Raw genomic sequence first — 18421 nt, 5'->3', positions numbered from 1 at the left:
CGTCCATATCGCAGTGTAATGATTGCCGGGACATTTGCTGGTGGGTGCTAGTTGGGGTTGGCCGGCCGAAGGAGAGCCGCGTTGGACGTCGTTTTGGGGGTGGCGGTCGCAGATCGGATCGCGCGCCTGACGCTCGTCGGAGCGGCTGGGCTGGGTCAGGATGTGATCGACCAATCCGTCGTCGATTTGGCGGACAACCCCATCCAGACATTGACCGAAACCGTCGTCGGCACGAACCGGTTGTTGGCTGACGAAAACCATCGGCTGCTCGCCACCCGGCTGTCGTGGTCGGATCCGCAGAGAGTCGGCGAGCTGCGGCAGGCGCTGGAAGACTCCGGCGTACACAACGTCGTGGTGCTGGACGAGTCGGAGGCCGCGACGGCGATGGGCCCCGCGGTCGCGGGAACGGAATCGACCGGGCAGGTCGGATCGCAGTGGGCATACTCGGCCTCCGAAGCCGAACCTGTACCCGAGCCCGATGACGAGGAAGAGGCCGAGACCGGGCCTGTGCGAATGCTGGCGGCCGCGGACCTAGTCCTGGGGATAGCCGTCGCGGGTTCGATCGCCCGTTTGGCGCTTTTCGGGCCCGCCGCCGGCGGTTATGCGGCGATCAAGCACTCCGTGGTTGACCTGGCCGTAAACCCCTTCGAGACGTTGACCCGGGCGGTGGTCGACACACAGCAGGCACTGGCGGGCGAGGGCCGCCGGCTGGTCGCCACCCGGCTGTACTCGCCGGATCCGGCTCAGGCACAAGCGCTGAGCCAAGCGTTGGCGGGCGCGGGAGTCGGAAACGTCGCGCTGATCTCGGAGGCGGAGGCGGTGACGGCGCTGCTGCGGGGAGTCCTCGGCATTGGCGCGCTACCCGGCTCGCTCGTGCTGCAGGTCACCGCGGAGGCGGCGACGTTGTTGGGGCTGGGCGCGGCCGATGCGCTGGCGACCGTCCTCGCCGCCGTGGCGCTGGAGAATGTCGTCGACGCCGCCACCGCGGTGGCGGACATGGTGCTGGATTTCCTTCGCACCGCGCCGTTCGAGGCGGCCGCCGCGTTCGTGATGGGCACCTTCGAAGACCTCGCCGAGGTGGTCGAGCAGCTCCGCGCTCGCTCGCCGTTGCGGGTGGAGCTGTTAGACCACCCCGAATTCGCGATCGCGAGCGGTGCCGCGGTCGCCCCGGCGGTGGCGGCGGCCCTGGCCAGCCCCGCCGCGACGGCGATGGCACCCGCGGCGGGGCCTGCCGGCGACGCGACGACGGTGGCCCCCACGGCTGGCATCGCGGAATCGCAGGCGGATGAGCCGCAGCTGGCGTACTCGATGGCCGATGATGGCGAACCGCTTCCGGTTGAGGGCGAATTCGGCGACGAGTACGACGACGACGAAGCGCAGACCACGGCACAGCGGCTCAGCGGCCGGTCCCTGCTGATCAGCAACGCTGTCGTGGCATTCGCGGTGATCGGGTTCGCGTCGCTGGCCGTCGCGGTGGCGATCACGGTCCGGCCCACCGCGGCCGCAGAGCCCGTGGTGGGACACCAGAACGCCGCCCCGGGAAAGTTCATGCCGCTGTTGCCGACCCAGCAGCAGGCTCCGGTACCGGCGCCTCCGGCCGATCAGCCGAACGCCGGATACCAGGGCGGCATCATTCCGGACAGCAACGGCTACATTCCGCCGCAGCTGATATCTCCCGGTGAGGTTCCCGCATCGCCCGGCATTCCCGGCCTCGTGCCCAATCCGAACGGGCCCATCCCGGTCCCGATCATCGTTCCGTTCCCGGGTTGGCGACCACCGTATCCGCCGTACCGGCCACCGATCGGGCCAACGACGACCTACCCCACGCCGCCATCGATTACCCCGTCGACCCCGCCGAGCACGCCGCCGTCGTACCCGCCGAGTACACCGGTGACACCGTCGACGCCGTCGACTCCGTCCACGCCGTCTACGCCGTCGAGTGCGCCGTCGACTCCATCGACCCCGAGCACGCCATCGAGTGCGCCGCCGACGAGCTCGAAGGCGCCGTACACCTCCACGCAACCGCCGACGAGTGCCGCCCCGCCAAGCACGCAGCACACGACGGTGGCGCCCCCGCACGTACAGACGCAGCAGACCGTGGCCCCGAAGCCGGCCAACCCGCAACCGGTGACCCCGCAGCTGCCGCACAGCGGCCACTAGCAGCCGGTGGCGGATGCCATGCCCGATGCCGTCACCGTGGTGCTGCCGTGCCTCAACGAGGAGGAGTCGCTGCCGGCGGTGCTGGCGGCCGTACCCGCCGGCTATCACGCGCTGGTGGTCGACAACAACAGCACCGATGACACCGCCGCGGTCGCCCAACGCCACGGCGCCCGGGTGGTTGCCGAACCGCGGCCCGGCTACGGCTCGGCGGTGCACGCGGGTGTTGTCGCCGCGACGACCCCGATCGTGGCGGTCATCGACGCCGACGGGTCGATGGACGCCGGTGACTTGCCGCGGCTGGTCGATGCTCTCGACGGGGGCGCCGACCTGGTGATCGGGCGGCGGCGGCCGGTGCCCGGCCTGCACTGGCCGTGGGTCGCCCGGGTGGGCACCGTGGTGATGAGCTGGCGGCTGCGCACCCGGCACGGCCTGCCGGTGCACGACATCGCGCCGATGCGGGTGGCCCGGCGCGAAGCGCTGCTGAATCTCGGCGTCGAGGATCGACGGTCGGGGTATCCGCTAGAGCTGCTGGTCCGCGCCGCGGCTGCGGGCTGGCACGTGGTCGAGCTCGACGTGAGCTACGGGCCCAGGACGGGCGGCAAGTCGAAGGTCAGCGGTTCACTGCGGGGCAGCGTCACCGCGATCCTGGACTTCTGGAAGGTGATTTCGTGACCGGGTTGCCGGTGACCCTGCTGGTGGTTGCCAAGGCGCCGGAACCCGGCCGGGCCAAGACGCGGCTGGCCGCCACTGTCGGCGATCGGGTCGCCGCCGACATCGCCGCCGCCGCGCTGCTGGACACCTTGGACGCGGTGGCCGCCGCGCCGGTCGCCGCGCGGGTGGTGGCGCTTACCGGCGACCTGGACGGCGCCGCCGGCGCCACCGAGATCCGGCATCGCCTCGAGGCGTTCACGGTGATCGAGCAGCGCGGCGACAGCTTCGCCGATCGGCTCGCCAACGCGCACGCCGACGCGGCTGACGGGGATCCGGTGCTGCAAATCGGGATGGACACCCCGCAGGTGACCGCCGAACTGCTGGCCAGTTGCGCGGGCCGGCTGCTCGAGACGCCGGCCGTGCTCGGGTTGGCGCGCGACGGCGGCTGGTGGGTGCTCGGGGTCAGGACGCCGGCGACCGCCGACTGCCTGCGCGCCGTCCCGATGTCCCGGCCCGACACCGGAGTGCTCACGTTAAAGGCGCTGCGCGACAGCGGTATCGACGTGGCGCCTGTGCAGCAGCTGGCCGACTTCGACGTCGTCGACGACGTCGCCGCGGTTCGCGATGCCTGCCGACCGGGCAGCCGGTTCGCGCGGGTCACCCGCGCGGTCGGACTCTAACTGGCGAGCAGTCGCGAAAGCCCCCAATGCGGGCCGAAATTGGGCGCTTTTGTGTCTGCCCGCGGTAAGCGCTAGCTGACCCGTCGGCGCAGCACGAGCGCGCGCCCGGCGATCCCGATAGCGAACATGCCCAGCCCGGCGACCGCCGATTGCCACGGCAAGGTGGCGACCAGCAGCAGACAGCCCGCGACCCCGCAGACGTCCCGAACCCGGGCCCAGCGCCCGGGTTCGGGCAGCGTGTAGGCGGCCGCGTTCGCGATCGCGTAGTAGATCAACACCCCGAACGACGAGAAGCCGATCACCCCGCGCAGGTCCACGGTGGCCACCAAAACGCAGACCACCACGCCGAGCGCGATCTCGGCGTGGTGCGGTACCCGGTGGCGTGGGTGAACAGCCGCCAGCCAGGAAGGCAGGTCTCGATTCCGGGCCATCGCCAGCGTGGTGCGCCCGAGGCCGGCGATCAGGGCCAGCAGCGCACCGAGGCTGGCCAGCGCACCCCCGGCCGCCAGCACGGGAACCAGGGCTGTCGCACCAACGGCCCGCACCGCCTCGGTCAGTGGCGCAGCGGCGCGGGCGAGCCGGTCCGGCCCGGCGGCCAGCAGCGCGGCCACCCCGACGACGAGATAGATGACCACCGCGATCACCAGCGCGAGGGTGATCGCCCTGGGGATGGTGCGGGCCGGCTCGCGGACCTCTTCGCCCATCGTCGCGATCCGCGCATATCCGGCAAACGCGAAAAACAGCAGACCGGCCGACTGCAGCACGCCGTAAAGCGGAGCGGTCGTCCAGACGCCGAGGCTCACATGTGACGGCTTGGCCAGCGCGATGCCCACCACGAATGCGGTCAGCGCAATCAGCGTGCACGCCAACAATATTCGGGCCAGCACCGCGGTCTTGGTAACCCCGCGGTAATTCAGCGCGCTCAGCGCCACCACGGCGGCGACCGCGGCAATTCGCTGCAACCACTCGGGTGTTCCTGGGCCGGGGATCGCGTAGCTGGCGAAGGTCAGCGCCATCGCCGCGCACGAGGCGGTCTTGCCGATCACAAACCCTCAGCCGGCGATGAAGCCCCACCACGGGCCCAGGCGTTCACGCCCGTAGATGTACGTGCCGCCCGAGGTGGGGGTAGACCGCGGCCAGTTGCGCCGAGGCGGTGGCGTTGCAGTAGGCGATCGCCGCGGCGAGCACCAGCCCGATCCGCAGGCCGGCGCCGGCCGCCCGGGCCGCCGGGCCGAACGCCGAGAACACCCCGGCGCCGATCATCGATCCCAGTCTGATCACCACGGCGTCTGCCGTGCCGAGCCGACGTTCCAGGGCAGGTTCTGCGGGTTCTTTCATGTCCGATCACCAATTCGTGAAGATGACGCTGTTCAGTAACAGGGCCCCGGCGGCATTGACCGCGAGCCACAGACGGTGTGAGCGCACCCGCAGCAGCGCGGGCGCCGCGGTGAGCCAGATGGTGAAGGGCAGCCAGATCCGTTCCGTCTCGGCCTTGCTCAGCATGCTCAAATCGGCGCACACGATGACAGCCAGCATTGCCAGCAGCAGCAAGTTAAAACCCGATCGGCGGCGGATGGCGGCCCGGTCGAACACCCTGCCGATTCCCGCGACGCTGCCGAGCCCGATCGCGCACACCACGCACGCCAGATTGGCCCAGCCCCAATACTGGAACGGCCGGTCCTTGGCGACGCCCTGCCAATAGCGTTGCTGCACAAGGGTGTAGCCGTCGAACCAGTAAAACCCGGCAACGGCGAAGGCCACCGCGACCGCCACCGCGGCCAGGGCAGCGGGGCCCAGTGCCCGCAGGGCCGCCCGCCAGCCGGGGGCGGACACCAGCACCGCCAGCGCCGGAAGCCCCATCAGCATCAGGCCGTAACTGAGGAAGACCCCCCAGCCGAGCAACAGACCAGCGCCGGCGCCGACCAGTGCGGGAAACCGAACCGGGCGGTGCACCGCCACCGCCAACAGTGCGATACCCCACGCCGCGACCCCCGCGAAATACCCGTCGGCCGACACCGCCACCCAGATCGCCGTCGGTGCCACCGCGACGAACGGCGCGGCCCGCCGCGCGGTTTGTTCGTCGGCCAGCGCGCGGACGGCAATCACCACGGCGGCCGCCGCGCTGGAGCCGACCAACAGGCACAGCAACCCGGCCCAGGCGCCGCCGTGCAGGCCGATCCGGTCCAGCCACACGAACGTCAGCAGCGCTCCCGGCGGATGGCCCGAGACGTGCGTGGTCCAGGAGTCGGGCTGAAAATCGAGGATCCGTCTGGAGAACGTCCGCACCGTGGCCGCAATGTCGGTGACACCCGGAACCTGCGACAGATACTCGTCGCGAGTGGTCAACCGGCCGGCGAAGCCGCGCTGCCAGCCATCGATCATCGCCAGCGAAAAGGCCCACCCGCAGGCAGTGGCCCAGGTGCCCAGCGTCAGCAACCGCCACGAAAGGCGTTGTACCACAGCAGGTCCCCACATCACTGCGGCTACTGCGATGACGATCGCCGGTATGGTGCCCCAGCCGGTGTGGATGTCCCAGTAGCCGAAGATCGGTGCGGCACCGGCATGCGTGCCGAAGCGCTCCAGCCCGATATCGCTCCGCGGGTTGACGCCCCAGTTCAGCCGGGGCAGTACGAACGCGGCCACCACCAGGACGACCGCGACCGCGACGGCTCCTATCTCAGGAAAGGCCTCCCGTCGCGCAATCCTCACGATCGACCAGCCTATTGATCGCCCGCACTGGCGAATCGGCGCACCAGGGCCGCCCGGTCGACCTTGCCGATGCCGCGCCGCGGTAGTGCGTCAACGATGTGCAACTCGCGGGGCGCGGCGGTGGCGTCCAGCGTGCGGGTCACCGCGGCGCGCAGCGTGTCCAGCGTCGGAGGAGCGCAGCCGTCGGTCACCACAACCGCGGCGACCACCCGCTGACCCAGCCGGTCGTCGTCGAGTCCGAACACCGCACAGTCGCCGACGGCCGGGTGCGCGCACAGCGCGGCCTCGACGGGCTGGGGCAGTACGGTCAACCCGCCGGTGCTGATCGCGTCGTCGGCGCGGCCCAGCACGGTCAGCACGCCCGAATCAGCTGAAGTATCCAAGGTGCCCAGGTCGGCGGTGTAGAACCAGCCCGGTTCGGCGAACGGGTCGGGGACGACGGGGTTGCGATAGCCCTTGGCTAGCGTCGCGCCGCCGATCGCGATGCGCCCATCGGGCAGCACGCGCAGCCGGACGCCGTTGAGTGGGACACCGTCGTAGACGCAGCCCCCCGCGGTCTCGCTCATCCCGTAGGTGCGGACCACCGCTATGCCGGCGGCTGCGGCGGCGTCGAGGATCGGCCGGGGAGCCGGTCCGCCGCCGATCAGCACGGCGTCCAATTCGGCGAGCGCCGCCGCGGCCGCCGGGTCGGTGAGCGCCTTGGCCAGCTGGGCAGCCACCAGCGACGCGTATCGCCGGCCGGAGCCCAATTGGCCCACGGCGCCGGGCAATTCGGCGACGTCAAACCCCCTGGACGCATTTGTGACGTCGAGCTCGACCGGTACGGTGCCGGCGAGCACGCTGCGCACCAGCACCTGCAGACCGGCGATGTGGTGCGGCGGCAGGGCCAGCAGCCAGCTTCCCGGTCCGCCGAGACGCTGGTGGGTGGCCAATGCGCTGGCAGTCAGGGCGGCGGCGGTCAGCATGGCACCCTTGGGTGCGCCGGTGGTTCCCGATGTCGTCACCACCAGCGCCACGTCGTCGTCTATCTCGGACCCCACCCGCAAAGCACGCAGCGTGGATTCGCAATCTCGGTCGTCGGGGACGGCGACCAGCGCGGGATCACGGCCATCCAGCACCCGTTCCAGGGTGGGCGACAGCAACGCGGCCGCACGGCCCGGCGGGACGCGTAGCGCACGCAGTACGGCTATGCGGGGTCTCCACTGTCGTGCGGATCATCGAGCGGCCAGCCCTTGGCCGCCAACCGGGTGCGCACTCGCTCGATGTCCTCGTCCGACGGCAGCTCGTCGGTGAGCTTACTGATCAGCACACCGATGTCGACCTTGTCGAACTCGCCGCGCCGCGTCAGTTCATTGGCCACGATTTTGACTTCGTCGTTGCTCAACCGCCGGGTCAGCAGGGCGAGCACCGCGAAGGTGTCCGTCGGTGGAACGCCTTCCGGATATCCGGCGCGCAACCATGAAACAACTGAGCTGAGGAATCCGTTCACTTTGCTTTCCCTCCACGAGGGGGTTCGGCAATCGGGTGGACGAGCACGCTTCAGATGCTACGTCGGTTTCGCTCCCAGGAAGTGGGAGTGCGTGTGGTGAGCGATGAAGTCTCGGGTGATATACAGCAGGGCGAAGAGAATCACCGCGACCACCGTCGCGTAAATCACCCACGCGATGCCAACCAGCAGCGGGTTGCGCTGAGGTGTGCTGCCGCCGCTGGTGGGCACGTATCCGGAGCCGACGGCGTGCAGCCGCAGCCCCAGTGCGAACAGCCCCGGCAGCGCGGCCCCGGCCAGCATGCTGAAAAGCAGGATCTTCAGGCTGGCCTGGTAGTTGAACCAGTCGCTAAAACCACCGTGGTGCATCAGGCGCTCCTCGTCGTCAGGGTGTCCTCAGAGTCAGGGCCGGAGCCGGACCGGGGCCCGGTGCCCACCTTTTCGGACGCCGTGCTGTCGTCCCCTTCGAGCCCGGCGGTCAGGCTGCCTTCCCAGTCTTCGTTGACGTTCTTGTGGTCGACCTTGACCTTGCGCGACCGGATGTAGATGGCGGCAGAGACGGCGACCAACAGCGAGAAGCCGATGATGGCGCCGGGGTATCCGCCGATGAGGTGCACGATCCAGTAGGTGATCGCCCCGACCAAACCGGCCAGCGGAAGCGTGACCACCCACGCGGTCGCCATCCGGCCGGCGACGCCCCAGCGCACCTCGCCGCCGGGTTTGCCCAGCCCGCTGCCCAGCACCGAGCCGGTGCAGACCTGCGTCGTCGACAGCGCGTACCCGAAGTGGGTGGACAGCAAAATGACGGCGGCCGAGGACGATTCGGCGGCCATGCCCTGCGGAGACTTGATCTCCACGAGTCCCTTGCCCAGGGTGCGGATGATCCGCCAGCCGCCCAGGTATGTGCCCATGGCCATTGCTAGGGCGCAAGCCAGGATGACCCAGAACGGCGGCATGGAGGCTGTCTTACTGATCGACCCGAAAGACATCAGCGCCAAGAAGATGATGCCCATCGTCTTCTGGGCGTCGCCGGTGCCGTGCGCCAGCGAAACCAGCGAGGCCGAGCCCCACTGGCCGTAGCGGAACCCGGCCTCGGAGCGCTTTTCCGGGACACCGCGGGTAATCCGGTAGACCAGCCAGGTGGCGATCGCCCCGACAAGGACGGCCAGGATCGCAGCGACGACGGCCGGGATGAGCACCTTGGAGACGATGTTCTTCCAGATCACCCCGTGTGCCCCCACGGCAGCCATGGTGGCGCCCACGATGCCGCCGATCAGCGCGTGCGAGGAACTCGAGGGGATACCGAGGAGCCAGGTGAGCAGGTTCCAGACGATGCCGCCGACCAGGCCGGCGAACACCAGTTCCAGTGTCACGATGCTGGACTCGATGAGGCCCTTGGCGATCGTGGCCGCCACGGCCGTGGACATGAACGCGCCCACCAGGTTGAGTACCGCGGACAGTGCGACCGCTGCCTTGGGCGCCAGTGCGCCGCTGGCGATCGAGGTCGCCATGGCGTTGCCGGTGTCGTGGAATCCGTTAGTGAAGTCGAATGCCAGTGCCGTGATGACAACAATGATCAAGAGGAACAAGTTGATGTTCACAGCGCCTGATTCTCGTAGTAGGGGTATTCGCTTGTCGAATAGAGAAATAGGCGAATCGCAGGTAGACCGCGAGTCGTCGCCAGATGTTACCTTCCAGTTAACCGGCCGTTCCCCGACGTTCACCCCGGGTGTCTCGGCGCAGCGGATGGTCGCCCGGAACCTCGACGAAAATTAAGGTTATTCCATCCGGATCGGTCACGTGCATCTCGCGCAGACCCCATGATTCGCGGCGCGCCTCGCGGGCGATCGACACCCCGCGGCCTTGCAGCTCGGCCTGGGTCGCGAGCAGGTCGCGGACCTGAAGCCACAGTGCGCCGGGGAAGGGGCCCCGGGAATGGTCGGGCGAGCCGTAGCCGGCGAGTTCCACCAGCGACTGGCCGGCGAAAAACACTGTGCCCGCACCGTATTCCCGGGCGATCGCCAGCCCGATCTGATCGCGGTAGAAGCTCAACGACCGCTCATAGTCCGTCGGTCGGAGCAGCATCCGGCTGGCCAGGATCTCCATGGCCTTGTGTCTATCACGTCGCGGTCATTTCGCCACACACCGGCCGCGCAGGGTCTGCACGCCGGGACCGGCGAGGTCGTCGCAGGCCGCGCCGCGGCCGGTCATGGCCAACAGCAGCGACAGCAGTGGTCCCTCGACCGCCTCGCCCTGCCCATGCTGCCAATCGTCGTCGGTGGCTTTCAGGGCAAGCCCGGTGATGCGGTTCTTGGCGCCGATGAGCATGTTGGAGCCCTTGTAGAAGTCGATCACCTCGCGAATCGCGTTCGGCGGGTAGGTGTGCGGGATGCCCAGCGGGCGCCGGACGTCGGCGCCGTGGATCACTACCTCACCAAGCCAGGAGGTTTTCGGGCCGGGCGGTGCGGAGGTGGAATTCTGCAGGCCGCGGAACTCGCTCAGGGTGGCGGCCGGGTCGGTGCCGCGGTGCTTGGCGATCTGAGCATCGGCGAACCTGCCGAAGTTGAACCCGGACTTGAGCATTTCGAGAAAGAACGTGGCCGGATTCAGCGAGGCGGTTGCCGACAGATGCGCGACGATGTCGCGGACCGTCCACCCCGGGCACAGTGACGGTGTTTCCCATTGCGCCGGCGTCAGGTTGGCGAGGTCGTCGGCGAGCGCACCGCGCTCGGCCGCGATGGTGGTCCAGATGCCAATCACAGCGCCCTCCCGTAGTCAGTGACGCTTGTCGAGTTGGTCGCCGCGCCGCTGCATGAGCGTGTTCACCAAGCGGGGGCCGATGGTGTCCAGCGCCCTGGCCGCGATCGCCATACGCGGCGCAATCCGCACCGGCCGAGTCCGGGCGGCGGTGACCATCCAGTCGGCGGCCTCTTCCGGCGTCAGGGCGGGCATTCCGTCGTAGGCCTTCGTCGGTGCGATCATCGGGGTGGCCACCAGCGGGTAGTACAGCGTCGTCGAATGCACGCCCTTCGGGCCCCACTCGGTCTCGGCGATTCGGCTCACCGCCGACAGTGCGGCCTTGGATGCGTTGTACACCGAGAACAGCGGCGCCGCCTCCGACAGCACGCCCCAGGTGGTGACGTTGATGATGTGGCCGTCGCCGCGCTCGAGCATTCCGGGTGCAAACCCGCGGATCAGCCGCAGCGGCGCGTAGTAGTTGAGCACCATGGTCCGCTCGACGTCGTGCCAGCGTTCCAGCGACTCGGCCAGCGGTCGGCGGATCGATCGGGCGGCGTTGTTGATCAAAATGTCCACCCCGCCGATGCGCTTCTGCACGTCGGCGACCAGAGCGTCGACGGCGTCCATGTCCGAGAGGTCACACGGGATCGACATCGCCGTGCCGCCCCCCGCCGTGATCCGGTCCGCCAGCTCGTCCAGTAGGTCCTGACGGCGAGCGACGGCGACGACGGTGGCGCCCTGACGGGCGAACTGTTCAGCCGCGGCCTCGCCGATGCCCGTCGACGCTCCGGTCAGCAGGATGCGCTTACCGGCGAGCTCGATGGGTTTGATCGCGGGTCGGTTGACCAGTAATTGCGGGGCGGCAGGCGGTCGCATGCTCGCCAGTGCGATCTGATCGGTGAACCGCCGCAGCGGACTCTTACTCACACTTGGGGAGTCTAGGAGCACCTCAGAAGCAACTCAGAAGTAGCGCGGGAACGGGCTCCAGTCCGGGGGGCGCTTCTCCAAGAAGGCATCACGGCCCTCGACGGCCTCGTCGGTCATATAGGCCAGCCGGGTCGCCTCACCGGCGAACAGCTGCTGACCCACCAGACCGTCGTCGAGCAGATTGAACGCGTACTTCAGCATCCGTTGTGCCTGAGGCGATTTCGCGTTGATCTCGGCCGCCCACTGCATAGCCACCGTCTCCAGCTCGCCGTGCTCGACGACCTCGTTGACCGCGCCCATGTGGTGCATCTGCTCGGCGGTATAGCTGCGGCCCAGGAAGAAGATTTCGCGGGCGAACTTCTGGCCGACCTGACGGGCCAGATACGCGCTGCCGTAGCCGCCGTCGAAGCTGCCGACGTCGGCGTCGGTCTGCTTGAAGCGGGCGTGCTCGCGGCTGGCCAGGGTGAGGTCGCAGACCACATGCAGGCTGTGTCCGCCGCCGGCCGCCCACCCGTTGACCAGGCAGATGACGACCTTGGGCATGAACCGGATCAGGCGCTGCACCTCGAGGATGTGCAACCTGCCGGCGCGGGCGGCGTCAACCGTGTCCGTAGTGTCTCCGCTTGCGTATTGGTAGCCGGAGCGGCCGCGGATGCGCTGATCGCCGCCGGAGCAAAACGCCCAGCCGCCGTCTTTTGGCGAAGGCCCGTTCCCGGTCAGCAGCACCACGCCCACATCGGGGGACATCCGAGCGTGGTCGAGCACCCTATACAGCTCGTCGACGGTGTGCGGCCGGAAAGCGTTGCGGACCTCAGGCCGGTTGAACGCCACCCGTACAGCGGCGTCCTCGACGTGGCGGTGGTAGGTGATGTCGGTCAGATCGCCGAAACCCTCGACGGGCCGCCATGCCGAAGCATCAAAGGGGTTGTCACTCAAGGCTGTTGAACTCCATCCTTGCTGATGGTGAGGTCGCCGCAGCTGATTGTCTGCGCCGAGGTCACCGCGGGGTCCTGCGCGGAGGTCGCTGCCACGGTATCGGACCGCCCGATGGTAGCCCGCGTGCCGTTCACGTCGATCTCGGTGCGGCGCACCGTCCACTGGCCGGTACTGGTCTGCAGCGCCTGCAGGCCGACCAGGCGCCGGCCGTTGCCGAGGTCGCTACAACCGACACCGGTGCCGTGGTCGCGCAAGTTCTGCAGATCGAACACGAACGGCGCGCCCTCGCCGTCTACCACAGCCTGCAGCCGGCATTCGGCGAACGTATACAGCCGCGCGCTGCGGCCATCGCTGACGATGATCTGGTTGCCACCGTCGTTTTGGGCGTCAATAGCCAAGGCGGTCAACGGCATTGGGCTTGCCGACGAGATCTGCGCGTCGGAGTTGGCCTGGCTTGCGGTGGTGACGCCGACCACCCGATTGATATGGCCGTCACCGTCCCGAAACTGCGCCACCCACAACGTGGACGGGCCGTCGCCGCCGTCAAGATTGGCGACCTGGCGTTGCGCCGCGCCGGCCGGGGGTGGGGTGCCGCCCGGCGGGCAGCCGCCCGCTGCCCTGGCCGCCGGTGCGATGCCCGCCCAGGCGGCCGACACCAACAGCGAGACCAGGAGCAGACGTCGCATTTCCGGAGACTAAACCGGGTCGAAGCGGAAGACGGCGCACCGTCCGGCCAGCGCCTCGAACTCCTCGGGGCGACCGTCCTTGACGAGCCCGGAGCGCTTCATGAAACCGACACCGGTGGGCACCTCGGTGGGAAACGCCCGCAGTAGCGGCTTGGCGTCCTCCGGGGACAGTTCCACCATGCGCACGCGCTCGGTGGTGCGGCCGCGGCGCAGCGTGACTTCGCCTGCGGCGCGGACGTTTTGCACCCAATCCGCACCGGGGAAGCCGCCGACGACATAACGCTTGCCGTCCACCGTCATCGGCGTCACCGGCGTCGACCGCGGAGTGCCGGACTTGCGGCCGGGCACCGTCAACACGACCGGGCTTTCGCCGCCGAAACTCATTCCCAGTCGTGACATCTGGATGAAGACCTTGTTGGCCGGCTTGAGCCACCACGGCGGCCGGACCCGTTTGTCACTGCCCATGGCAGCGACGTTACCTGTCCTGAAACGCCTCGATGCCATGCTGGTAGCGCGGGCTTTCTTCCGGTGTGCTGACCGCGTCGAGCCGCGCGAGCGCGTCGTCGTCCAGGGCAACGCCGGCCGCGTCGACGTTCTCCTCCAGGTGAGCGATCGAGCGGGTACCCGGAATCAGCAATGTGTTGGGCGCGTGGGCCAACAGCCATGCCAGCCCGACTTGTGCGGGTGTGGCGCCGAGTTCGCCGGCGACCTCTTGCACCACCGCGTTATCGGCGACACTGGGAAAGCCGGCGAACGCGGATCCGAGCGGGAAGAACGGCACCCACGCTATTTCTTCCCCGGCCTGAGCCTTACAGGAATCGAGCATGTCTTCGTGGCTGCGGTCAAGCAGGCTGTAGGCGTTCTGCACGCAGACGATGTCCGCGGGCAACGCGCGCTGCAAGATCTCGAGCGGCACATTGCTCATCCCGATCGCGCCGATCTTGCCTTCGTCGCGCAGCGCGACCATCTCGGCCAGTTGATGTCGAGGTCGACGATCTGGTCGCCCTCGGCGGCCAGTCCGGGTCCTAGGTCGAGGCGCCGCAGATTCACTACCGGTACGCGGTCGAGCCCGAGCTGGCGTAGGTCGTCTTCGACCGCCGCGCGAAGTTCGGCGGGCTTCTGCGCGGAGGCCAGGGGTATGGGATCTTCACCGGTGTATCGCGCGCCAACCTTGCTGACGATGACGAGGTCGTCCGGGTAGGGGGCCAGCGCCGCGCGGATCCGGCGATTCACCTCGCCGGGGCCATAAAACGACGCGGTGTCGATGTGGTTGACGCCCAGTTCGACAGCGCGACGCAGCAGAGCGGCGGCGTCTTCCGACGACGAGGCTTCGAACAGCTGCATTGCGCCGTAGCCGACTCGGGCAACCGTGCTCGTGCCGATGCTGTCGACACCGCCCGGGTGTGGATTGTCCGTCATGGTGCTCCCCTTGATAGGACTTCGTGACACACTGGAGAAATTGCGGAGGACCCTCCGATTGTTCGAGCATAGCAGAAACGGAGGGACCTCCGCTTTGGCCGAGCCAAGCCGGTCCGACGCGCGCCGGAACCGCGAAAAGCTGCTCGAGGTGGCGACCGCCGCATTCGCCACCGCGCAGCGGCGGCCGGTGTCGCTGGAGTCCATTGCGCGCGACGCCGGCGTCGGGATCGGCACGCTCTACCGCCATTTCCCCAACAGGGAGGCCCTTGTCGAAGCGATTTACCGTGCCGAGCTCGCCGAAGTGGCCGCGGCCGCCGAGCAGCTGCTCAAGCGGCATTCGCCCCAGACCGCCCTGCGGCGCTGGATGGACCGCTATGCAAGCTTCGTGGCCGCCAAGCGCGGAATGGCCGAGTCGTTACACGCGATCTTCGACTCCGGCGCCATGGAGCCCAGCCAGACTCGCGACAGCATCGTCGGCGCGGTGGACGCGCTGCTGCGAGCCGGCGCCGATGACGGGACCCTGCGCTCCGACGTGCAAGCCGACGACGTAGTGTCCAGCCTGATCGGCATCTTCTTGGCCAGCGGTTCGCCCGACCAGACGGCCCGCATGCTCGACCTATTGGCTGCCGGCGTGGCCGAACCCGGCCGAGCGTGACACCACAGTCACGCTGGGCCGCGAACGTGACTGCAGCGTCACGTTCGCGGAGATAAATTAGCCGACGGCGCGGCCGGCGCCCTCCCAGAACTGTGCCCGCACGGCCTTCTTGTCCGGCTTGCCCAGTCCGGTCAGCGGCAGCGCGTCGACCACCACCACCCGCTTGGGCGACTGGACCGAGCCCTTGCGGTCCTTGACCGCGGCCTGGATCTCGGCGGTCATCGTCTCGATCGCGGCCTCGTCGCGGGCCGCGTCGGCGCGCAGCACCACCACCGCCGTGACGGCCTCGCCCCACTTCTCGTCGGGCGCCCCGACCACGCACACCTGCGCGACGGCCGGATGCTCGGCGATGACGTCCTCGACCTCGCGCGGGAACACGTTGAAGCCGCCGGTGACGATCATGTCCTTGACCCGGTCGACGATGAAGTAGAAGCCGTCCTCGTCCTCGCGGGCCATGTCGCCGGTGTGCAGCCATCCGTCTTTGAAGGTGTCAGCAGTGGCCTCCGGCAGGTTCCAGTAGCCCCCGGCCAAAAGCGGTCCGCTGACACAGATTTCGCCCGGCTCGCCAAGCGGTACCGGCTTGCCGTCTTCGCCAAGCAGCGCTACCCGCGCGAACAGCGTTGGGCGCCCGCAGGATGTGAGCCGCTTCTCGTCGTGGTCGCCCTTGGCCAGATAGGTGATCGCCATCGGTGCCTCGGACTGTCCGTAACACTGGGCGAAGATCGGTCCGAACCGCCGGATGGCCTCGGCCAGCCGAACCGGGTTGATCGCGGAAGCGCCGTAATAGACGGTCTCCAGCGACGACAGGTCCCGGGTGTGCGAGTCCGGGTGGTCCATCAACGCGTACAGGATCGACGGCACCACGAACGTGGCCGTAATTTGCTTTTCCTCAATGGTTTTCAGAACCTCGGCAGGGTCGAACTTGGGCAGCACGTACATTTCGCCGCCCTTGATCAGCGTCGGCGTGAAATACGCTGCGCCGGCATGCGAAAGCGGTGTGATCATCAGGAACCGCGGGTTCTCCGGCCATTCCCACTCGGATAGCTGGATCTGTGTCATGGCGGCGATGTTTCCGGTGGTGCCAATCACCCCCTTGGGCTTTCCGGTGGTGCCGCCGGTGTAGGTCAGGCCGCCGATGTGGTCCGGCGGCAGATCCGCGACGACGAGCGGCTTCGGGGAGTACTTGGCCGCCTCCGCCGATAGGTCCACCGCTCGGTCTTTTAGGCCTTTCAGGCCATCAGGCACCGGCCCAATCGTGAGGATCTGCTTGAGCGAGTCCACCTTCTCCAGCAACCCCAACGCCCGCTCGACGAACATCGGGTTGGGATCGATGATCAGCGAGCTGGCACCGGCGTCGGAGAGCACGTAGGCGTGGTCGTCCAGCGACCCCAGCGGATGCAGGGCGGTGCGCCGGTAACCCTGGGTCTGCCCGGCGCCCAGGATCATCAGCACCTCGGGACGGTTCAGCGAGAGCAGACCCACCGTGACCCCGGTGCCCGCGCCCAGCGCCTCAAACGCCTGGATGTACTGGCTGATCCGCTCGGCCAGCTGACCACCGGTCAGCGTGGTGTCACCGAGGAACAGCACCGGCTTGTTCTTGTGCCGCTTGAGCGCGCCCACCAGCAGGTGGCCGTTGTGGGTCGGGAGGCGCAGCGTCTCGTCACTCATGTGGCAAGACTAGAACGTGTTGCAATTCGGCTTGCAATTCGGCCCTGCCGCGCCCTCGGTCACTAGCATTCCTCTACATGGCCGATGCAGACCTCGTTATCACCGGAACCGTATTGACCGTCGACCTGGAGCGGCCCACCGCCGAGGCGCTCGCCGTCGCCGATGGCCGAATCGTCGCCGTCGGCAACCGGTCCGACGTGGCGGGGCTCATTGGCGCCGGCACCCAGACCATCGATATCGGCGACGGCTGCGTCATGCCGGGATTCATTGAGGCACACGGCCATCCGCTGATGGAGGCGGTCGCGCTCTCCGACCGGATCGTCGACATCCGGCCGGTGACGCTGCCCGACGCCGACGACGTCGTCGCCGCCGTCCGCCGCGAGGTCGCGCAGCGGGGAACCGACGGCGCTTACCTCAACGGCTGGGACGCCCTGCTGCAGGCCGGACTTCCGGACCCGACGCTGAGCTGGCTCGACGACATCGCACCGGACGGGCCGCTGGTGATCATCCACAACTCCGGGCACAAGGCGTATTTCAACTCACGCGCCGCGCGCCTCAACGGCCTGACCCGCGACACCCCCGATCCGAAGGGCGCCAAATATGGCCGCGACGCCGACGGCGAACTCGACGGCAGCGCTGAGGAAATCGGCGCGGTGTTTCCGCTGATCGGCGGTGCCATCGAGCCCAGCGATTACCCCGCGATGCTGCTCGCCGAGTGCGCCCGGCTTAACCGAGCCGGGCTGACCACCTGTTCGGAGATGGCTTTCGACCCGAACTTTCGGCCGCTGGTCGAGCAGTTGCGCGGGCAGCTCACGGTGCGGCTGCGGACCTACGAGGTGTCCAATCCGCAGATGTCCACCACCGCCACCCCCGGCCAGGGCGACGACATGCTGCGCCAGGTCGGCATCAAGATCTGGGTCGACGGCTCACCATGGGTCGGCAACATCGCGCTGTCCTTCCCCTATCTGGACACCGCCGCGACCCGCACCATCGGAGTGACGCCCGGATCCTGCGGATGCGCCAACTACACCGCCGAACAGCTGAGAGAAATCGTCGGCGCCTACTACCCATTGGGCTGGCAGATGGCCTGTCACGTGCAGGGCGACGCCGGCGTCGACACCATCCTCGACGTGTATGAGGAGGCGCTGCAACGCAATCCGCGCGACGACCACCGGCTGCGGCTCGAGCACGTCGGCGCCATCCGCGACGAGCAACTCCAGCGCGCCGCCGACCTCGGCGTCACGTGCAGCATCTTCGTCGACCAGATCCACTACTGGGGTGACGTCATCGTCGACGGCCTGTTCGGGCCCGAGCGCGGATCCCGTTGGATGCCAGCGGGTTCCGCGGTCGCCACCGGCATGCGCATCTCGCTGCACAACGATCCGCCGGTGACGCCCGAGGAGCCGCTGCGCAACATCAGCGTGGCCGCGACGCGCAAAGCCCCGAGCGGGCGGGTGCTGGCTCCCGAGGAGCGGTTGACGGTCGAGCAGGCGATCCGCGCGCAGACCATCGACGCCGCCTGGCAGTTGTTCGCCGACGACGTGGTCGGCTCGCTGCAGGTCGGCAAGTACGCGGACATGGTGGTGCTGTCCGCGGACCCGCGCAAGGTGCCGCCCGAGCAGATCGCCGACCTCGACGTGCGCGCGACGTATCTGGCGGGCCGCCAGGTTTACCGCCAGTGACACCCACCCTGGACGACCTGCTC

Annotated in this window: 17 protein-coding genes and 2 pseudogenes; 5 read left to right on the top strand and 14 right to left on the bottom strand. The window is 68.5% G+C overall.

Annotated elements, in window-relative coordinates:
- Window positions 1-81: 81 nt before the first annotated feature.
- From ACLP9N_RS09005 to ACLP9N_RS08995, 3 genes are read left to right on the top strand one after another with little or no spacing between them, the layout of a single operon-like run.
- Window positions 82-2160 (top strand): hypothetical protein, encoded by a 2079-nt coding sequence (locus ACLP9N_RS09005; RefSeq protein ID WP_442407069.1) that lies wholly within the window; start codon window positions 82-84, stop codon window positions 2158-2160.
- A gap of 18 nt (window positions 2161-2178) precedes the next feature.
- Window positions 2179-2832, top strand: coding sequence for a glycosyltransferase family 2 protein (locus tag ACLP9N_RS09000; protein WP_442407116.1), 654 nt, complete (start codon window positions 2179-2181; stop codon window positions 2830-2832).
- Entirely contained in the window at window positions 2829-3491 is a 663-nt protein-coding gene (locus tag ACLP9N_RS08995) for a TIGR04282 family arsenosugar biosynthesis glycosyltransferase (protein ID WP_442407068.1), read from the top strand. The genes ACLP9N_RS09000 and ACLP9N_RS08995 overlap by 4 nt, the downstream gene beginning before the upstream one ends.
- 71 nt (window positions 3492-3562) lie before the next feature.
- Here ACLP9N_RS08995 and ACLP9N_RS08990 read toward each other — a convergent pair.
- The 13 genes and pseudogenes from ACLP9N_RS08990 to ACLP9N_RS08930 all read right to left on the bottom strand — a co-directional run bounded on the left by ACLP9N_RS08990 (window position 3563) and on the right by ACLP9N_RS08930 (window position 14393).
- Window positions 3563-4829 (bottom strand): annotated as a pseudogene (locus ACLP9N_RS08990) (APC family permease).
- Window positions 4830-4835: 6 nt separating this feature from the next.
- Window positions 4836-6200, bottom strand: a complete 1365-nt coding sequence (locus ACLP9N_RS08985; RefSeq protein WP_442407067.1) for a hypothetical protein — start codon at window positions 6198-6200, stop codon at window positions 4836-4838.
- An 11-nt stretch (window positions 6201-6211) separates the two neighbouring features.
- Complete coding sequence (menE, locus tag ACLP9N_RS08980; RefSeq protein ID WP_442407115.1) at window positions 6212-7318, bottom strand: o-succinylbenzoate--CoA ligase; 1107 nt, start codon at window positions 7316-7318, stop codon at window positions 6212-6214.
- Between the two features lie 68 nt (window positions 7319-7386).
- Window positions 7387-7689, bottom strand: a complete 303-nt coding sequence (locus ACLP9N_RS08975; RefSeq protein ID WP_442407066.1) for a DUF3349 domain-containing protein — start codon at window positions 7687-7689, stop codon at window positions 7387-7389.
- A gap of 57 nt (window positions 7690-7746) precedes the next feature.
- The gene (locus ACLP9N_RS08970; RefSeq protein WP_442407065.1) at window positions 7747-8055 is read right to left on the bottom strand and encodes a hypothetical protein; all 309 of its coding nucleotides are present in this window, start codon (window positions 8053-8055) and stop codon (window positions 7747-7749) included.
- Complete coding sequence (locus tag ACLP9N_RS08965; RefSeq protein WP_442407064.1) at window positions 8055-9287, bottom strand: anion permease; 1233 nt, start codon at window positions 9285-9287, stop codon at window positions 8055-8057. Before ACLP9N_RS08965 ends, ACLP9N_RS08970 begins: the two co-directional genes overlap by 1 nt.
- Before the next feature lie 97 nt (window positions 9288-9384).
- Complete coding sequence (locus tag ACLP9N_RS08960) at window positions 9385-9792, bottom strand: VOC family protein (protein WP_442407063.1); 408 nt, start codon at window positions 9790-9792, stop codon at window positions 9385-9387.
- 24 nt (window positions 9793-9816) lie between these two features.
- The gene (locus ACLP9N_RS08955) at window positions 9817-10446 is read right to left on the bottom strand and encodes a maleylpyruvate isomerase family mycothiol-dependent enzyme (protein ID WP_442407062.1); all 630 of its coding nucleotides are present in this window, start codon (window positions 10444-10446) and stop codon (window positions 9817-9819) included.
- A gap of 15 nt (window positions 10447-10461) precedes the next feature.
- Window positions 10462-11352: an SDR family oxidoreductase gene (locus tag ACLP9N_RS08950; protein WP_442407061.1), complete on the bottom strand. Its 891-nt coding sequence runs from the start codon at window positions 11350-11352 to the stop codon at window positions 10462-10464.
- Between the two features lie 33 nt (window positions 11353-11385).
- Entirely contained in the window at window positions 11386-12288 is a 903-nt protein-coding gene (locus ACLP9N_RS08945; RefSeq protein ID WP_442407060.1) for a 1,4-dihydroxy-2-naphthoyl-CoA synthase, read from the bottom strand.
- On the bottom strand, window positions 12285-12974 hold the full coding sequence (locus ACLP9N_RS08940; protein ID WP_442407059.1) for a hypothetical protein: 690 nt from the start codon (window positions 12972-12974) through the stop codon (window positions 12285-12287). The genes ACLP9N_RS08945 and ACLP9N_RS08940 overlap by 4 nt, the downstream gene beginning before the upstream one ends.
- A 9-nt stretch (window positions 12975-12983) precedes the next feature.
- Window positions 12984-13439: a nitroreductase family deazaflavin-dependent oxidoreductase gene (locus ACLP9N_RS08935; protein WP_442407058.1), complete on the bottom strand. Its 456-nt coding sequence runs from the start codon at window positions 13437-13439 to the stop codon at window positions 12984-12986.
- A 10-nt stretch (window positions 13440-13449) separates the two neighbouring features.
- Window positions 13450-14393: pseudogene (locus ACLP9N_RS08930) on the bottom strand (aldo/keto reductase).
- 94 nt (window positions 14394-14487) lie between these two features.
- Between ACLP9N_RS08930 and ACLP9N_RS08925 the strand changes: the two are divergent.
- Window positions 14488-15048, top strand: a complete 561-nt coding sequence (locus tag ACLP9N_RS08925; RefSeq protein ID WP_442407057.1) for a TetR/AcrR family transcriptional regulator — start codon at window positions 14488-14490, stop codon at window positions 15046-15048.
- A gap of 57 nt (window positions 15049-15105) precedes the next feature.
- On the opposite strand, the gene fadD8 is transcribed toward ACLP9N_RS08925, so the two are convergent.
- Window positions 15106-16716, bottom strand: a complete 1611-nt coding sequence (gene fadD8, locus ACLP9N_RS08920; RefSeq protein WP_442407056.1) for a fatty-acid--CoA ligase FadD8 — start codon at window positions 16714-16716, stop codon at window positions 15106-15108.
- A gap of 77 nt (window positions 16717-16793) precedes the next feature.
- On the opposite strand from fadD8, the gene ACLP9N_RS08915 reads away from it, so the two are divergent.
- A complete protein-coding gene (locus tag ACLP9N_RS08915) occupies window positions 16794-18398 on the top strand; it encodes an amidohydrolase (protein ID WP_442407055.1) in 1605 nt (534 codons plus the stop codon).
- Window positions 18399-18421: the final 23 nt, after the last annotated feature.

The sequence above is a fragment of the Mycobacterium sp. genome (assembly GCF_052144515.1).
GTDB lineage: Bacteria > Actinomycetota > Actinomycetes > Mycobacteriales > Mycobacteriaceae > Mycobacterium.
Note: the sequence above shows the minus strand (reverse complement) of the source record. Positions and strands in the feature narration are given on the sequence as shown.

Bases quoted from the DNA above. Each gene is read 5' to 3' on its own strand.
- ACLP9N_RS09000 (WP_442407116.1), top strand. From the start codon at position 2,179: ATGCCCGATGCCGTCACCGTGGTGCTGCCGTGCCTCAACGAGGAGGAG.
- ACLP9N_RS08970 (WP_442407065.1), bottom strand. From the start codon at position 8,055: ATGCACCACGGTGGTTTTAGCGACTGGTTCAACTACCAGGCCAGCCTG.
- ACLP9N_RS08960 (WP_442407063.1), bottom strand. From the start codon at position 9,792: ATGGAGATCCTGGCCAGCCGGATGCTGCTCCGACCGACGGACTATGAG.
- ACLP9N_RS08940 (WP_442407059.1), bottom strand. From the start codon at position 12,974: ATGCGACGTCTGCTCCTGGTCTCGCTGTTGGTGTCGGCCGCCTGGGCG.
- ACLP9N_RS08935 (WP_442407058.1), bottom strand. From the start codon at position 13,439: ATGGGCAGTGACAAACGGGTCCGGCCGCCGTGGTGGCTCAAGCCGGCC.
- fadD8 (WP_442407056.1), bottom strand. From the start codon at position 16,716: ATGAGTGACGAGACGCTGCGCCTCCCGACCCACAACGGCCACCTGCTG.
- ACLP9N_RS08915 (WP_442407055.1), top strand. From the start codon at position 16,794: ATGGCCGATGCAGACCTCGTTATCACCGGAACCGTATTGACCGTCGAC.